This window comes from Shewanella seohaensis, assembly GCF_023283775.1.
GTDB lineage: Bacteria > Pseudomonadota > Gammaproteobacteria > Enterobacterales > Shewanellaceae > Shewanella > Shewanella seohaensis.
On sequence record NZ_JAKILE010000018.1, the window covers coordinates 82486 to 98169 of the forward strand.

Annotated in this window: 15 protein-coding genes; 7 read left to right on the forward strand and 8 right to left on the reverse strand. The window is 49.8% G+C overall.

Annotation, left to right across the window (positions count from 1 at the left end):
- Window positions 1-85 precede the first annotated feature (85 nt).
- Window positions 86-589, forward strand: coding sequence for an AlbA family DNA-binding domain-containing protein (locus tag L2713_RS18440; RefSeq protein WP_109286796.1), 504 nt, complete (start codon window positions 86-88; stop codon window positions 587-589).
- 4 nt (window positions 590-593) lie between these two features.
- On the opposite strand, the gene L2713_RS18445 is transcribed toward L2713_RS18440, so the two are convergent.
- From L2713_RS18445 to lptM, 7 genes are all read right to left on the reverse strand, one after another.
- Window positions 594-1172, reverse strand: coding sequence for a HupE/UreJ family protein (locus L2713_RS18445; protein ID WP_011621202.1), 579 nt, complete (start codon window positions 1170-1172; stop codon window positions 594-596).
- A gap of 147 nt (window positions 1173-1319) precedes the next feature.
- Window positions 1320-2042 carry an HAD-IA family hydrolase gene (locus tag L2713_RS18450; RefSeq protein WP_248968887.1) on the reverse strand — a complete coding sequence of 241 codons (723 nt, stop codon included), beginning with the start codon at window positions 2040-2042 and terminating at the stop codon, window positions 1320-1322.
- On the reverse strand, window positions 2042-2941 hold the full coding sequence (xerC, locus tag L2713_RS18455; RefSeq protein WP_248968888.1) for a tyrosine recombinase XerC: 900 nt from the start codon (window positions 2939-2941) through the stop codon (window positions 2042-2044). Before xerC ends, L2713_RS18450 begins: the two co-directional genes overlap by 1 nt.
- A gap of 48 nt (window positions 2942-2989) precedes the next feature.
- Window positions 2990-3625 carry a DUF484 family protein gene (locus L2713_RS18460; protein WP_011627404.1) on the reverse strand — a complete coding sequence of 212 codons (636 nt, stop codon included), beginning with the start codon at window positions 3623-3625 and terminating at the stop codon, window positions 2990-2992.
- Window positions 3622-4449, reverse strand: a complete 828-nt coding sequence (gene dapF, locus L2713_RS18465; RefSeq protein ID WP_011621198.1) for a diaminopimelate epimerase — start codon at window positions 4447-4449, stop codon at window positions 3622-3624. The genes L2713_RS18460 and dapF overlap by 4 nt, the downstream gene beginning before the upstream one ends.
- 70 nt (window positions 4450-4519) lie before the next feature.
- A complete protein-coding gene (gene lysA, locus L2713_RS18470) occupies window positions 4520-5764 on the reverse strand; it encodes a diaminopimelate decarboxylase (protein WP_248968889.1) in 1245 nt (414 codons plus the stop codon).
- 42 nt (window positions 5765-5806) lie between these two features.
- Entirely contained in the window at window positions 5807-6001 is a 195-nt protein-coding gene (lptM, locus tag L2713_RS18475; RefSeq protein WP_109286792.1) for an LPS translocon maturation chaperone LptM, read from the reverse strand.
- 67 nt (window positions 6002-6068) lie between these two features.
- On the opposite strand from lptM, the gene cyaY reads away from it, so the two are divergent.
- Window positions 6069-6398: an iron donor protein CyaY gene (gene cyaY / locus L2713_RS18480; RefSeq protein ID WP_011621196.1), complete on the forward strand. Its 330-nt coding sequence runs from the start codon at window positions 6069-6071 to the stop codon at window positions 6396-6398.
- Between the two features lie 39 nt (window positions 6399-6437).
- Here cyaY and L2713_RS18485 read toward each other — a convergent pair whose 3' ends face one another.
- Entirely contained in the window at window positions 6438-8852 is a 2415-nt protein-coding gene (locus L2713_RS18485; protein ID WP_248968890.1) for a class I adenylate cyclase, read from the reverse strand.
- A 202-nt stretch (window positions 8853-9054) separates the two neighbouring features.
- Here L2713_RS18485 and hemC point away from each other — a divergent pair, with 202 nt between their 5' ends.
- The 5 genes from hemC to L2713_RS18510 form a co-directional block, all read left to right on the forward strand.
- Entirely contained in the window at window positions 9055-9987 is a 933-nt protein-coding gene (gene hemC / locus L2713_RS18490; RefSeq protein ID WP_248968891.1) for a hydroxymethylbilane synthase, read from the forward strand.
- A gap of 4 nt (window positions 9988-9991) precedes the next feature.
- Window positions 9992-10732 (forward strand): uroporphyrinogen-III synthase, encoded by a 741-nt coding sequence (locus L2713_RS18495; protein ID WP_248968892.1) that lies wholly within the window; start codon window positions 9992-9994, stop codon window positions 10730-10732.
- Window positions 10733-10792: 60 nt separating this feature from the next.
- The gene (locus L2713_RS18500) at window positions 10793-12034 is read left to right on the forward strand and encodes a uroporphyrinogen-III C-methyltransferase (RefSeq protein WP_248968893.1); all 1242 of its coding nucleotides are present in this window, start codon (window positions 10793-10795) and stop codon (window positions 12032-12034) included.
- A complete protein-coding gene (locus L2713_RS18505) occupies window positions 12031-13197 on the forward strand; it encodes a heme biosynthesis HemY N-terminal domain-containing protein (protein ID WP_248968894.1) in 1167 nt (388 codons plus the stop codon). Before L2713_RS18500 ends, L2713_RS18505 begins: the two co-directional genes overlap by 4 nt.
- A 399-nt stretch (window positions 13198-13596) precedes the next feature.
- Window positions 13597-15684, forward strand: a 2088-nt coding sequence (locus L2713_RS18510; protein ID WP_248968895.1) for a retention module-containing protein, incomplete at its 3' end; no start/stop codon positions are given.

A 15684-nucleotide genomic window follows, 5' to 3' on the forward strand; every position in this document is an offset into this window, starting at 1 on the left:
TTCACAACAAAGGCCAGCACAACTGCTGGCCTTTGTTATTTTGGCGTGTTACAAAAAGTGGTGTGCTACGCAAGGAGCCGCCGCCATGACATACCCCACATTCGCACTCGATGATATTGGTTCACTGCATGAGTCCGCCCAAGTGGAGTTCAAACTCGCGCGGGGCCGCGATGGTCAAGGTCAGCTCCCCGAAGATATTTGGGCGACCTATAGCTCCTTCGCTAACACCTTAGGTGGCGAGATTATCCTCGGGGTACGTGAAGAACATGGTCATTTCACCATTGAAGGCATTCCTAATCCCCTGCCCGTGTTGCAGGAGTTTTGGGAAATCCTCGATGATCCAAGCCGCACCAGCCATAATATCTTGGCGATTTCTGATGTGCAGCTGATTGAAATTATGAATAAAAAGCTGATAAGAATTCGCGTGCCACTCGCGCCAGAGCACCTAAAGCCCGTGTTTATCGGCACAGATCCTTATACTGGGACTTATTTTCGCGTGGGAGATGCCGACATGCACGCCAGCCGAAGACAGGTCACGCAAATGCTGCGCCGCGCCCATCATTGCACTAAGCAACTCAAGGCGCGTTAAGCCATTAAAAGCCTGCGAGTAAATATCCACCCATAGCGGCAATCGCCACGCCCGATACCCGCATTAAGCTGCGTTGGCCCGTCACGCGCTGCATACCTAATCCTAACATGACCCCACCAAGATGAATGACCGCAGTGCCAAACAAGAAACCGAAGGCATAGAGTATGGGACTGGCGAGTTCGGGCATTTCCATCCCATGGGCATGGCCATGGAAAATCGCAAACACGCCCACAAAAGCCATGGCAAACAACAGCGGAAGTTGGCGATCAAAAGCTATCGCCAGCCCAAGCAATAAGACAGATAGCGCAATGCCAATTTCGACAAAGGGCACCGGAATCGCATACAGGCCTAAAATGCCACCGACCAACATAAAACACACAAAGGCTAAGGGCACAGTCCAAATGGCTCGGCCGCCCAATTGAGTACTGAGCATGCCCACACTCAACATGGCAAGGAGATGGTCAAAGCCCAAAACGGGATGATTAAAGCCCGCCATAAAACCACCACCGGAGTGGATTTCGTGCGCTGACGCAGGGGCAATAAACGATAGACTCAAGAGGAGCAACAGACTTAAACGCACCATAGCAGTTCCTTGACAGTGATGGCGTAACAACCGAGTGAAAGATATCGAACACTCTACGGCAAAGCCGTGAAGCAATCTTTGATCCTTATCACCTTAAGCTATCGCTTAATTCAGTGGATAACTTAGCTCAACTTTCCTTAAACCAAATTAAGGCAACAAGATCTCCAGCAGAGCATCGAGGGTCGCAATTTCCATATGGGGTAATAGGGCTGCTATCGGCAGCGACGCCACGCGGCCAAAACTCGGGTTGAGCCAGACCGACTGGCAGCCCGCTAAGCGCGCACCGCGAACATCGGCATTCATACTATCGCCAACGTGTAGCAGTTCGTCTAAACCGATATCTAACCTTTCGCAGGCCTGTGAAAACATATCTTTAGCGGGTTTCATCCGTACACCACTACCAGGATGCAGCACAAACTCGAACACGTCACTCAAGCCAATGCGCTGTGCGTCCACATTGCCATTGGTGATACCAATCAACCGAAAATGGGTCGATAAGCGCGTGAGCAGCGCCAAGACTTCGTCTGAAACCTGAAAATGGCTGCGATGAAAATAGAAACAATCCAAACCTTCCTGTGCGCCCCGTTTTGCCTCCGACTCACTATAACCGAGCAGCGAAAGACCTTTATGCAGAGTCGCAATTCGCGCCGCAGAGGTGTCATGGGCGAGGGCGGGATTTTGCTGCAGCAACTGTAACTTGAGCAGTCGCCATTGCTGCGGTTGCCAAGCCTGAGTCAGCGGAAAAGCCTGATGCAAAAACTGCGTTAGCTCGGCTTCGGCATTCAGAATATGAGGCTCGTTATCGTATAAGGTATCGTCGAGATCGAAGCTGATCGCACGAATATTCTGGGGTCTAAGATAACAACGCATTATTTATCCTGTTGTTTTTTCGCTCTAGGATGGGCGTTATCATACACCTTAGCTAAGTGTTGGAAATCTAAACTGGTATAAATTTGCGTGGTCGACAGGTTTTCGTGACCCAATAATTCCTGCACCGCCCGCAAATCGGCACTGGATTCCAGCATGTGCGTCGCAAAGGAATGGCGTAACTTATGGGGATGCACCCGCATAGAAAGCGCCTGCTCCTGACCCCATTTACTCATGCGCGCCTGAATACTGCGATGGGACAAACGCTTGCCCTTCTCCGTGACAAACAATGCATTATCTTCACAGGAAATTTGTTTGCGGCACTTGAGCCAAGCATTGATGGCCTCTATGGCGTAACGCCCAACGGGGACGATGCGCTCTTTGTTGCCTTTGCCTAACACGCGCACTTCATGCTGGTCGTATTGCACGCTGGATAAGTCCAGCGCCGCCAGTTCAGCCAAGCGCAATCCACTAGAGTAAAACAGCTCCATAATGGCTTTATCACGCAGGGTCAGCGGATCATTGCCCTCAATCGCGAGCAGATGCGAGATAGAATCAACGTCGATATTCTTCGGTAACGGTTTGGCTTGTTTGGGCGCACTCAGCCCCTTGGCAGGATTAAGTTCAATCACGCCTGAGCGCAATAAAAACTCTCCCCACTGTTTGATGGCCGACAACCACAATGATAGCGAGCGCGGGCTCAAGCCCTTGCGATGCAGCTTAGCAAGCACCTGTTGCCAATGCTCACGACCCACATTGAGCAGATCGACGCCCTCTGGCAGTAACTCGCTTCCCCGCTGCAATTCGTACATATAATTGCGAACCGTATGCGCCGATAACTGGCGCTCAGACTGCATATAGGTTTCAAACTGCTGCAAATAAGACTGACACTGCGGGGTCATCTCCATCTCCTCATCATTACGCAATTGAGGCAAGGCGAACCATGTACCTTAAAGTTTGGCCAGCATATGTGCGAGTAATCGGCGCAATTGTTCGAGCAACATATTGTCCATATCGGGATGGAAATGCGCCGCATCTTGGCTAGCAACGGCAAAAATCATCGGAATTTCATCGGCTAATTTGACTAACGCAACAGAGCCCACTTCGCTACCAAACAGGCGTTTCGCTTCCTGCTGGGTTAACCTGCCAAAGTAGTAATCCTTGCGCAAACGCTGAGCCCAAATCGCTTGCATCTCCACATCGGCATCTAACACGCTGATCAGACGCACATGGGTAAAATTAAACTGCGTCTTTAAACTATCGGCCAGCACTTCTTTAAGGGCTTCTAAATTAACGCAATTAAGTAATTTAAAAGACAGCTCGGTATTAAAGAGGAATATCTTTTCATTGCGCGCTGCCATCGCCAGCAGACTGGTGATTTCTTCTTCGAGTTGCCCAACCCGTTGGCGCAGTAACTCTTGACGACGCTCGACCAAGGAAATCGCGCCGCGCTCCGAATGGGGTAAACGCATCGCAAGTAACAGCTCGGGATAACGATTAAAAAAGTCTGGGTTATCGAGTAGGTACTCTCGAATAATCAACTCATCGAAGGGAAGATCGGTCTGCGGCATCAAAGGCTCGGTCATAACTGAATTTGTCCATCGTAAACGTGCTGCGCTGGCCCCGTCATCCACAGGGGTTTGCCTTCACCTTCCCAATTGATGGTTAAGGTGCCACCCGGCAAGTCTACACGTACCTGTTGGTCGAGTTTGCCTTGGATCTGCCCTACCACCACAGCGGCACAAGCCCCTGTGCCACAGGCTAAGGTCTCGGCCGCACCACGCTCGTAAACTCTAAGCTTAATATGGCCCGAGTTCACCACCTGCATAAAGCCGACGTTTACCCCGCGCGGAAAGCGTTCATGTTTAGTGAGTAGTGCACCAATCTCGGCGACATTAGCGTTAGCAACATCTTCCACATCGAGCACGCAATGGGGATTACCCATCGACGCCGCGCCACATAAAAACGTTTGTTGCGACGTTTGCAGCAGATAGGTTTTTTCGGCCTTCTTGGCTTTGAAAGGAATTTGGCTAGGATCGAGCACAGGCACGCCCATATTAACAGTGACAGTGCCGTCACGTTCGAGGCGCAGAGTCATCTTACCCGCCGAGGTGCTTACACGAATTTTATTCTTATTCGTCAGCCCTTTATTACGAACAAAGCGCGCAAAACAACGGGCGCCATTGCCACAGTTTTCGACCTCACCACCGTCGGCATTAAAGATACGATAGTGAAAATCCAAATCGGGATCATAGGGCGGCTCAACCAGTAAAAGTTGATCGAAACCGACACCAAAGTTACGGTCGGCTAAACGGCGGATCTGCTCAGGCGAAAAGAACACGTTCTGCGTGACACCATCGACCACCATAAAATCGTTGCCCAGTCCGTGCATCTTAGTGAATTGGATCAAGATACTTATCCTTTAAGCCTAGGCGCCGCCATTAACTAGCCAAGCGCCTGAATCAATATAATTTTCTAGTTTACGGCAGGAGTTGCTCACCTTGCCAGAGCTGCGCTAATTTTTCTCGCTCACGCACCAGATAAGCCTTGTCACCATCGACCATCACCTCGGCCGCACGGGGACGAGTGTTATAGTTCGAGGCCATGGCAAAACCGTAGGCACCGCTCGAGCGCACAACCAGTAAATCCCCCGCCGCAATCGCGAGTTGTCTGTCTTTACCTAAAAAGTCACCGGTTTCGCACACTGGCCCTACGATATCAAATACTTGCGCTTGTTCATCCCTTGGATTTACCGGAATGATATTTTGCCAAGCGCTATAGAGTGCGGGGCGAATTAAGTCGTTCATCGCGCCGTCGACAATCGCAAAACGCTTATCGCTGTTTTCTTTAAGGTACAGCACCTGAGTGACGAAAATCCCCGCGTTAGCGGCAATGGCGCGACCTGGCTCGAAAATTAACTTGAGCTTGCGATCCCCTAAACGTGCGAGCAGGGCTGCGGCGTAAACATCAGGGTGCGGCGGAGTTTCATCATCATAGGTCACCCCTAAACCACCACCCACATCGAAGTGTTCAATCACAATGCCTTGCTCGGCCAGACGGTCGATAAGGGCTAACATTCTGTCCATCGCATCGAGGAAAGGTTGGATCTCGGTCAATTGTGAACCGATATGGCAATCGACCCCTTTTACCTGCAAATGTGGTAGCGCATGGGCACGGGCGAATACGACTTCAGCCTCATCCATGGCGATACCAAATTTGTTCTCTTTAAGGCCCGTCGAAATATAGGGATGCGTACCGGCATCGACATCGGGATTCACCCGCAGTGACACGGGGGCAATTTTACCTAAGCGGCCTGCGACCTGATTTAACTGCTCAAGCTCGGCGCTCGATTCGACGTTAAAGCAATAAATACCGAGGTTAAGTGCTTGCTCCATTTCGGCGACGGTTTTACCCACGCCCGAAAATACCACTTTGGCCGGGTCGCCACCGGCTTCAATCACCCGCGCTAACTCTCCGCCCGAGACAATATCAAAACCACTGCCTAAACGAGCCAAGACGTTTAGCACGGCTAAGTTCGAGTTGGCTTTCACCGCGTAACACACTAAATGTGGATGGTCGGCCACCGCATTGTTAAACGCATGCCAGTGACGTTCGAGCGTCGCACGGGAATAGATATACAGTGGCGTACCATACTGCTGGGCTAAATCATTGACCCGACAGCCTTCGGCGTGCAGGGTATTGTCTTGGTAGAGAAAGTGATCCAATGTCCGGTTCCTTACTGCGCTTTGTTGTAATTATACTGATTATTATTGTGTTTTTTCAGTTTCAGCTTGAGGCTCCGCCGGGTCGGCAGGGGGTGCTTCACTCTTCGGCGCCTTAATTTCTGTAGGCTGACTCACCTCTGCGGGAGAGGATTTATACAGGGGGCCTTTTTGACCGCATGCTGTAATGAATAGGCTACCAAGCAATAACAATAAAAACAGTCTCATTTTTCTCAACATCTGTGCATCTGGTGACTAATAGCCTTATAATCGCACCCATCTTGACGAAAGCAAAGGACAGAAATGCATGGCCATGACAGATACAGAATTTCACCAGCTCGCCGATGACATGTTCCAAGCGATAGAGACCGCTATCGAAACCGCAATTGATGAACAAGACGCCGATGTCGATATTGATGCCAGCGGTAACGTGTTACAGCTGGAATTTGTCGATGGTTCGAAAATTGTCATCAACAAACAAGAGCCTTTGCATGAGATTTGGGTTGCGACCCGTTTCGGTGGCTATCACTTTGGTTTTGTTGATGGTAAATGGATTGATGGCCGTAATGGTGGCGAGTTTATGCCCTTTGTACAGGACTCTATCCTTCGCCAGAGCGGTATTGCACTGAGCTTCTAATAAGCGCGTGCAGCTTTAACAAGCGGGAGCGATTCCCGCTTAAAACTCCACGTTAGCGTTATTGATATCGACCCCAAAGGGCATGACAGTCAACTCGCCCGCTACCCGCACTAGATGGAAAAACTGCGGAATGTTAAACCTCGCCTTCGAAGCATAATACTCATCAAATACATAGTGATGACTCACTTTGTTCACCAATTCCATCATATTCGAGCCCGGCTGCACATAATGGCTAAGCTGATTATCTTCATCGAGAATAAACACATCCAAACTTTCGGGCCGCTGGCGCAGGAAATATTGAATCGCTCCCTTAGCCGCAAAGTTCTGAATAATTTTCGGCATGCTCGAAAAGGGATCGTCGCCCAACTCGGGCCGAGGCAATTGCACCAGATGGCTGCGTGACAGCTGCTGATAGAAGGATTTGGCATCGCTCAAGTCCTGATACGCCATCCCCAAAGGGTTAAAAAAGATCCCATAACGGGTATGACTGATTTGCAGCGGCTGCACTAAAGTGCTCGATTGTTGCACCTGCTGACATAGGCGCACGGTTTGTTTCAGCAGGTTTTTCACCGCTAACTTAAGCTGAGGCCTGAGTTTTTGCGAGCAGCTAATCACATCCATATCCACCGGATGGGTCGCTCGCCTTAACCCCGGCGTGACAAACGATAGCGCCTGCAATACCGCGGTTTCGCCCTCAAAACGGTGGCATTGCCACTCTCCCCAACTATTGAGGCAGATGGCATCGAGGGCGCCGAGCATATTTTCCTTCTTACGGCCTAATGAAAACACGTTGGCATTCATCACATCGACCATCATCTCTTGCCCATGCCAGTGGACGGTAGGGTCGCAGTCGAGATTAAGCACAAAAATCAGCTTTCTAAAATGCCATGGCTGGCACAGGTCGAGTTTTGATACCCGCCAGTCGTGGTCGATAAAGTTCAAGAGCCGCCGCGCCGCCTCGGTTAGGCGCCGAGACTTAACCTTACTCTGGCCAAACTCATACCATTTAGTTTCTGGCGTCGACACGCCGTTCAAGCAGGCCCAGATCATCAATGCTGAGGGAGTTTTCCCCTTACATATCGCCGATTCACCCAACAGATTTTGCGGTTTTGGCCCCTGGCGATAAAGGTAATATTGGTTTTCCTTAGCGCTAGACACCATGGTTACTTCAGATTCGGCGACCGAGCGACTCCAGAGCAGATTTAACTTAGCGATTTGATCTTCATCTTGGCTGAAGTAAGTGTGCAGCTTGCGGGTGAGCATCCCTAACTCTTCAATCCTGAGCCCCTCATTCAACTCATGGGTCGAGGCGAAGCGCAACAGCGTTTGGTAACTCGCCAGCAGTAACTCGTTAAGCTGTTCATTGAACCAGTTCAATTGTCCGCTGTGCCAATGCTCACAGTCATCTAAGGTCGAAATTAAGCTGTCGGGCCACTGCCATTCTTGCACTAGCTTTTGCATTTTGGCATAGCGCCAGTCTTTGCCTTGGTCCGCAACACTCAAATACACGCCACATTTGAGATAAAAACAGCGGCGCACAATCTCGAGTCGACGATTATCATTCTGCTTTAATAGATAGGCTTCGATGACCTCATAAATTGCGTAATAAGCATCGTTAGAGGTGGAGAAATCCCCCGCCAAGGTCTTTTGCCATAACCTGTCGCACAACAGCTGCGAGTGAGGATATTCACTGGCATAGGCTTCCAGTAGCAGTACTTTTATCAATGCCTTATGGGGTTTATTGAGGCCTTTATAGAGCTGCCACAGCGAAGCCCCAAAGTACTCACTCGCCGGTAGCTCGTGCACATTACCTAGGTACAGCAGCTCAGGATTAAGCTTGGCATCGGGCCACCATGCGATGGTTTTACCCGCTAACCGAATTTGGCTGCGGTAAAACTCCTCAAGCAATAACCAATGTTGCGTACTACCGCTGTGCTCATGGGCCATCGACGATTGGCAACCGGAACGCTGCGATTTATCGCCGGAAAATTGCAGCGGGTGAACTAAGTAAAAATTCACCTCAAACTGATATTCGGCAAACCAAGCGGTTAAACGCTCGGCTTTTAATTTGATAAAGGCTAAGTCCTCATCACACAGCTGTGCATGGTGCACTAGCCATACATCCACGTCACTCTTGGCATTCTGGCCAAAACTGGCCGTGCTGCCCATAGCGTAAACGCCTTCAAAGGCTGGATTTTCAACCTCATTGGCAATAAAGGGGAGCTTAAATACATCGCAGGCCTGCGCCTCAAGTGAATCAGGACGATAACCTTGGATCCCACACGGTGTGTCGGCATCGACAAAGCCGGGATACTGGACGCTATTCTGCTGAATAAGGAAAGGGATCAAACGGAACAAATGCTTTTGAAGCGGCGACAACAAGGCTAAAGCTCGTGCGATACGAACTTGATTAAGTCTTTCTGCAATATCAGGAAATTGACCTTGCTGATCCATCCAAGAACACGACACTTAAGCACGAGTAAGAAGTGTGCTCATGTTAACACTTTTGCAAAGTTGAGCAACCAAATGAGAAGTTCGTCACACTTTAAGCCAATTTAGAACGCCGCCGACTTCAAAGAATCGATACGCCTTCCTTACATTCACGAATAGCCAATGTTAGCATTGGCGCAACTAAGATCTCGGATGGAAACTAGGCATGTCTGAAAACCGCATACGTATCGCTACCCGCAAGAGTCCGCTGGCCATGTGGCAAGCAGAATTTGTTAAAGCAGAATTAGAACGCGTTCACCCAGGTATCGTGGTGGAGCTATTGCCAATGAGCACTAAGGGCGATGTTATCTTAGACACCCCATTAGCTAAGGTTGGTGGTAAGGGCCTGTTCGTAAAAGAACTCGAAGTCGCCATGCTGGAAGACCAAGCCGATATCGCTGTGCACTCGATGAAAGACGTGCCAGTGGATTTCCCCGAAGGCTTAGGACTGGAAGTGATTTGTGAGCGCGAAGATCCGCGCGACGCCTTTGTGTCTAACCTTTATAAGTCAATCAGTGAGCTACCACTTGGCGCCACAGTCGGCACCTCAAGCCTACGTCGTCAGTGCCAGCTGCGCGCCTCACGCCCAGACCTGATTATCAAAGATCTGCGTGGCAACGTCGGTACTCGCCTCGCGAAACTCGATAACGGCGAATACGATGCGATTATCCTGGCTGCTGCAGGTTTAATCCGCCTGAAATTGTCTGAGCGTATCGCCAGCTTTATCTCTGCGGAAGAATCCTTACCCGCCAACGGTCAAGGCGCTGTCGGTATCGAGTGCCGCACTAACGATGAACGCGTAAAAGCACTCCTAGCACCTTTAGAACACTTAGAGACTCGCTACCGCGTGATCGCCGAGCGCGCCATGAATACTCGCCTCGAAGGCGGCTGCCAAGTACCTATTGGTGCCTTTGCCGAAATCCACGGTGAAGAAATGACACTGCGCGGCCTCGTTGGTAACCCAGATGGTAGCGAAATCATCGAAGGCGTGATCACAGGTCCAAAGACCGAAGCAACGAAACTCGGTGTGGCCCTGGCTGAAGAACTACTCAGCAAAGGCGCCAAAAGCATCCTCGACGCTGTTTACGCAAAAGCCTAAGACGATGAAAGTCTTACTGACGCGCCCCGAGGGGCGCAATCAGTCCATGGTCGATGCCTTAACTGAAAAGGGTATCGACCACTGCGTTACTCCACTCCTCTGTGTTGAGGCCACGCCTCCGCTGCCACCTGACACTCCGCACCCCCTAGCCGATGTCGATATGGTTATCTGTATCAGCGCCAATGCGGTGAGCTTTGCTGATGCTGCGTTTAACGTCGATACTGCCCAAGTTAAAGACTGGCCAAGCGTGCCTTATTTCGCCGTGGGTCATGCGACTTGGGAAGCACTGCAAGAAAAGGGAATTGAGGCTCTCGAAGCACCGGACGATTGCCAGCAAACGGAAGGCTTGCTGACCCTGCCAGCACTGCAACATATCCAAGGTAAACATATCACTATCATTCGTGGCGTCGGTGGCCGTGAAGCCCTCGCCGAGCAACTGAGTGCTAGAGGCGCGAAGGTGCGCTATTGGGAAGTCTATCAACGCGCTTGCCCGCCGCTCGATGGTGCAGCTGTTAGTCAACAATGGCGAGACTTTGGGATAGATACTATCGTCATAACGAGTGGTGAAGTACTGGATAATCTGATTAATCTAGTGCCAAAAGAGTTATTTGCATGGCTGCGCTCATGTCATATCATAGTCCCCAGTAACCGAGTAGAAGCTCAAGCTCATGCCTTTGGTATAACCCAAGTCACCAATGCCAATGCCGCCAACAGCAAAGCCGTGCTAAACGCCCTTAAACTCTAAGCGCTATTTAGCCCGATTTTACTCGAATTTCGGCAGTAGCATGATTTTAAGGACTGTTAAATGGATAACAACAAGCACGACGCCCAAAGCCCAGAGTCACAGGCTACCCCAGTTCTCGCTCCATCGGTCAATACCGATGACGCTGCAGCAAAGACCGAAGCGACTGAACCGCAGGTCAATCAGCTCGAAGATAAAGCCGTCAAACCTGCCGATACTAAGCCGCAAGCCAGCAAACCCGAATCGACCCAAGCAGCTCGCCAAGTGGTGCAAGTGAATCGCAGCTCATGGGCCATTCGTTTCGGTGTGCTATTAGCATTAGGTTTAACTGCATGCACCCTCGGTGGTGGCTACTTGCTGTATCAACAAATGCAGCAACAGCTTCAAGCGCAAATCCAAGTGCAAACCAACAAAAATCAGGCCTTGCAGGATCAATTACAACAAGCCTTACTCGCCCCGAATCAGCGCATTGCGCAGCTTGAGCAACAACAACTGTCAAATACCAAAACCTTCCAAGAGCTCGCCAAACTCGCCTCGGACCAAAGTCAGTTGCAAGACAGGTTAAATAAGCTGGCCCAACGTAGCCCAACCCACTGGATGGCCTCGGAAGCCGAATACTTAGTGAATATGGCGGGGCGTAAGCTTTGGCTCGAAAAAGATCCACGCACGGCAACCGACTTACTAAAGTCAGCCGACGAAACCATTGCCGCAATGAATAACCCTGCTTTACTGCCAATCCGTAAGGCGCTGGCCAAAGATATTGCCGCGACCACCAATATTAAGAGTGCGGATATTGAAGGCAGCGTATTAGCTCTCGATGCCTTAATCGACCAACTCGACAAGTTGCCCCTTAGCCGCGCGGATGCTGATGTAAGCGCCCCTGAAGATACTACCATTTCTGGCGATCTGAATGATTGGCAAAGTAACCTAAGTAAAACTTGGAAGGCGTTAACCCAAGATTTTGTTACCATTCGCCACAGAACCGCCGATGCGCCTGCCCTGCTCACACCGGAGCAACAATGGTATTTAGTCGAAAATATTCGCCATAAGCTGCTGCAATCCCAACTGGCACTCTATCGCTATGATAGAGCGGCTTATCATCAATCACTGATGATGGCTCGCCAGTGGATCCAAACCTATTTTGATGTTCAAGCCCACCCAACCAGTGAAGCCATTGCCGAGATAGACAAACTGGCGACATTGGAGCTTGACCCTATTACGCTGAAATCCTTTGCCGCTAAACCGCTGTTATTACAGTTAACCAGCTATGGTGAACTCACCTCTTCAGAGGAACCACAGCTATGATTAAGGCATTGATATTTCTTGGGATCATATTAATAGGCCTGTGTATCAGCCCTTGGATTGTCGGCAATACTGGCTATGTGTATATTGCCGCGGGTGATTACCAGCTTGAAACCAGTTTAGTCTTTGGGATCATCATGTTAATCGTGTTCTATGCCCTGTTCCAAGTGTTGGAATGGCTAGTGATCACTGTGATTAATTTGCTGCTTCGCAGCCGTTTTATCCCGCAGCATTGGCGTCGCCGCTCCGCCAAGAAACACACCCTAATCGGCGCACTCGCCATTGCCGAAGAGGATTGGCCTGCGGCAGAACGCGCCATGATTAAAGGGGCTGACAACGGTGAACTGCCAGCATTAAATTTGTTTGCCGCAGCACGTGCTGCGCAACATCAAAATAAAATCACCGAGCGAGATCAATATCTTGCCCGCGCTGAAGCACAGCCTATGACGGCCAATGCGGTAGCGACTACTCGTACACGTTACTTGCTCAAGCAAGGGGAACTCGCCTTAGCCAGAGCGGAACTCGATAAGTTAGCCCCAACCAGCAAGAGTAAAACCCCTGTGCTGAAACTCGCCCTAGAGTTGTACCGGGCGCAAGAAGATTGGGAGGCGCTTAAGCTGTTGCTCCCAATACTGAAGAAACGGCAGATCTTAGAGGATGCCAAGCTAAATGCACTCAGCGTTGAAACCCATTGCGCCCTGTTAAAAGCAGCGAGTCTTAAAGGGGAAAATGCCCTAGAGCAATGCTGGCAATGGCTTTCACGTGATGAACGTAACCAGTCTGAGTTTTTAGCGATTTACGCCATGGGCTTATGCCGCTTCAATCGTAAAGACCAAGCGCTTAAATTACTCTCGAAAAAACTACGTAGCTCGCCTGAGTCGGCACTGTTAGAAGTGATACCACAAATAGTCACCGCCCATGACGAAGAGATCCGCAAGCAATTACTCAAGCATGAAATCACCCATGAGAATAATGCTGATTACCAAAAGTGCTTAGCGCTGTTATATCAACAAACCCGCGATATGAAAGAAGCTAAAACCTGCTGGCAGAATGTGTGTCGTCTCGCCCCAAGCCAAGCGTCTTGGTTATCGCTTGCCCGTATTCAAGAACAACTCGGCGAACAAGGTAACGCCAATCAAAGCTATCGCCAGGCGGTTAACCTGTAATTTGCTATAGCCGCAGCTCCCCTATCGGAGTTGCGGCCCTCAAAACTAACCAATCACTTCCTTTTTAGCTCGCCTAAACGCCGTTTTAGCAGAATTCATAAAATTTTAATGTCTATACACAGACTAATTTGTTATAAATATGTTTCTATATATAAAACAAAGGTACTAGATGCTGCGTCTATTCTGCTTTAAGATACCACATCTAGTTAAGGCAGATTTAAACGCCAATTTTTCGCACCACTCTCCGTAAAACCCAGTCATAGCAAGTTATCGCGTCGCGTCAAAAAATTGACTTCCTATTAGTACCAAGCTAAAATTTCACCACTTGTATCACTATTCAACACATTTGTTGGATTTGTGCATCTTTGGATTAACACAATCAGGTGTTGGGAGCTTATTATGGGATCGATCATTACAACAAAGAAAGGTTTGCTCAAACTGGTCAAAGGGCAGATCGAAGTCGAGGTTAATGGTTCAAATCAACCCGCTAAGGATGGCGAGCAACTCCCCAAAGGTGCTGTGCTTCATATCGGTGAAAATGCGACCTACGAAATCACCTTTGATGATGGCACTAAGTTATCCAATGAGGTTGAGCCTAGCATTGCTGCCACCCCCAACGCCGGCGGCCAAGCAACCCAAGACGAAATCCAAGCATTACAAGATCTCATTGCATCGGGTGAGGACCCAACCCAAAACTTACCAGAAACCGCCGCTGGTAATGCGCCAGCTGGCCGTGACGGTAACTCAGGCTATGTCACCTTAGCCCGTGATGGCACAGAAGCCTTAGCGACATCTGGTTATTCAACCTCTGGACAAACGCTCACCGCAGCCACAACTGCCGCACCAGAGCAAACCGTAGCAACCGACTCTCCTTCGGTATTAGTTAACGACAGTATTACGGTCGATGAGGATACTGTTGCTTCTGGCAATGTGCTCGATAACGACAACGATGCCGACAATGTGTTAAGTGTGGTTGGATTTAATATCAACGGAACCGACTTTGCGGCGGGCACAGTTGTTACGCTCGAAGGTGGCAGCTTTATACTCAATGCCGATGGCTCTTATACCTTTACCCCGAATGAAAACTGGAACGGCCAAGTTCCTGTTATTACCTACACCACCAATACCGGTTCAACTGCAACCTTAACCATTAATGTCACCCCAGTTGATGACCCTTCTGTATTAGCCAACGACACCAATACTGTTGCTGAGGATACCGTCGCCACAGGCAATGTGCTCGACAACGACACAGATGTCGATTCCAGCTTAAGTGTGGTGAGCTTTACAGTATCAGGCAGCACCTTCGCTGCAGGTACAACCGTAGCACTCGAAGGCGGCAGCTTAGTACTCAATGCCGATGGCTCATACACCTTCACCCCTAATGCAGATTGGAACGGCCAAGTTCCAGTGATTACCTACACCACCAATACTGGCTCAACTGCAACTTTAACCATTAATGTCACCCCAGTTGATGACCCATCGGTATTAGCCAACGACACTAATACTGTTGCTGAAGATACCGTCGCCACAGGCAATGTGCTCGACAACGACACCGATGTTGATTCCAGCTTAAGTGTGGTGAGCTTTACAGTCTCGGGCAGCACCTTTGCTGCAGGCACAACTGTCGATCTCGAAGGTGGCAGCTTAGTACTCAATGCCGATGGCTCATACAGCTTTACCCCAAATGAAAACTGGAACGGCCAAGTTCCAGTAATTACCTACACCACCAATACTGGCTCAACTGCAACCTTAACCATTAATGTCACTCCTGTGGCCGATGGTGCACCAAGCGTTACCATTACCACTGATACAAACGATGATGGTTTTATCAGTAATGCAGAGCTCGGCGGGGCAACAGACGTCAGTGTGACCATTGGCTTAGGCGGCACAGGTGCGAATGCAGGCGATACCCTGACAGTGAATGGTGTTGACTATGTGTTGACACAAGAAGATATCAATAATGGTTATGTAAACTTAACACTTCCTGCGCCAGCTGAAGGTGAAACTATCACTGTAGTTGCAACCATTACCGATCCAGCGGGTAATACTTCGCCTGAAGGCAGTGATTCCGCGCTACTCGACACGACGGCTCCCACTATTACCGTCAGCGCGCCTGATGATACCCGAGATACCACGCCAACCATCACAGGTACAACGGATGCCGCCCCTGGTAGCGTCATCACTATTGTTGTTACTGACAGCAATGGTGTGCAGCAAACTCTTACCACCACTGTGAATCCTGACGGTACATATGCTGTTGATGTCATTAATCCAATTCCTCATGGTGGTTATACTGCAACCGCAACAGTGACAGATCCAGCTGGCAATACGGGCAATGCCACTGATAATGGTAATATCGATATCAAGATCGATGAGGACGGCGACGGCAACACCGTGGCCATCACCAGCATCACCCAAGACACCGGTAGCTCCAGCAGCGACTTTATCACCAACGACAACACCTTGGTGTTCCACGGCACCGTCGAT

Bases quoted from the DNA above. Each gene is read 5' to 3' on its own strand.
- L2713_RS18505 (WP_248968894.1), top strand. From the start codon at position 12,031: ATGATTAAGGCATTGATATTTCTTGGGATCATATTAATAGGCCTGTGT.
- lptM (WP_109286792.1), bottom strand. From the start codon at position 6,001: ATGTTGAGAAAAATGAGACTGTTTTTATTGTTATTGCTTGGTAGCCTA.
- hemC (WP_248968891.1), top strand. From the start codon at position 9,055: ATGTCTGAAAACCGCATACGTATCGCTACCCGCAAGAGTCCGCTGGCC.
- L2713_RS18500 (WP_248968893.1), top strand. From the start codon at position 10,793: ATGGATAACAACAAGCACGACGCCCAAAGCCCAGAGTCACAGGCTACC.
- cyaY (WP_011621196.1), top strand. From the start codon at position 6,069: ATGGCCATGACAGATACAGAATTTCACCAGCTCGCCGATGACATGTTC.
- L2713_RS18445 (WP_011621202.1), bottom strand. From the start codon at position 1,172: ATGGTGCGTTTAAGTCTGTTGCTCCTCTTGAGTCTATCGTTTATTGCC.
- L2713_RS18495 (WP_248968892.1), top strand. From the start codon at position 9,992: ATGAAAGTCTTACTGACGCGCCCCGAGGGGCGCAATCAGTCCATGGTC.
- L2713_RS18460 (WP_011627404.1), bottom strand. From the start codon at position 3,625: ATGACCGAGCCTTTGATGCCGCAGACCGATCTTCCCTTCGATGAGTTG.
- L2713_RS18485 (WP_248968890.1), bottom strand. From the start codon at position 8,852: ATGGATCAGCAAGGTCAATTTCCTGATATTGCAGAAAGACTTAATCAA.
- L2713_RS18440 (WP_109286796.1), top strand. From the start codon at position 86: ATGACATACCCCACATTCGCACTCGATGATATTGGTTCACTGCATGAG.
- L2713_RS18450 (WP_248968887.1), bottom strand. From the start codon at position 2,042: ATGCGTTGTTATCTTAGACCCCAGAATATTCGTGCGATCAGCTTCGAT.
- xerC (WP_248968888.1), bottom strand. From the start codon at position 2,941: ATGACCCCGCAGTGTCAGTCTTATTTGCAGCAGTTTGAAACCTATATG.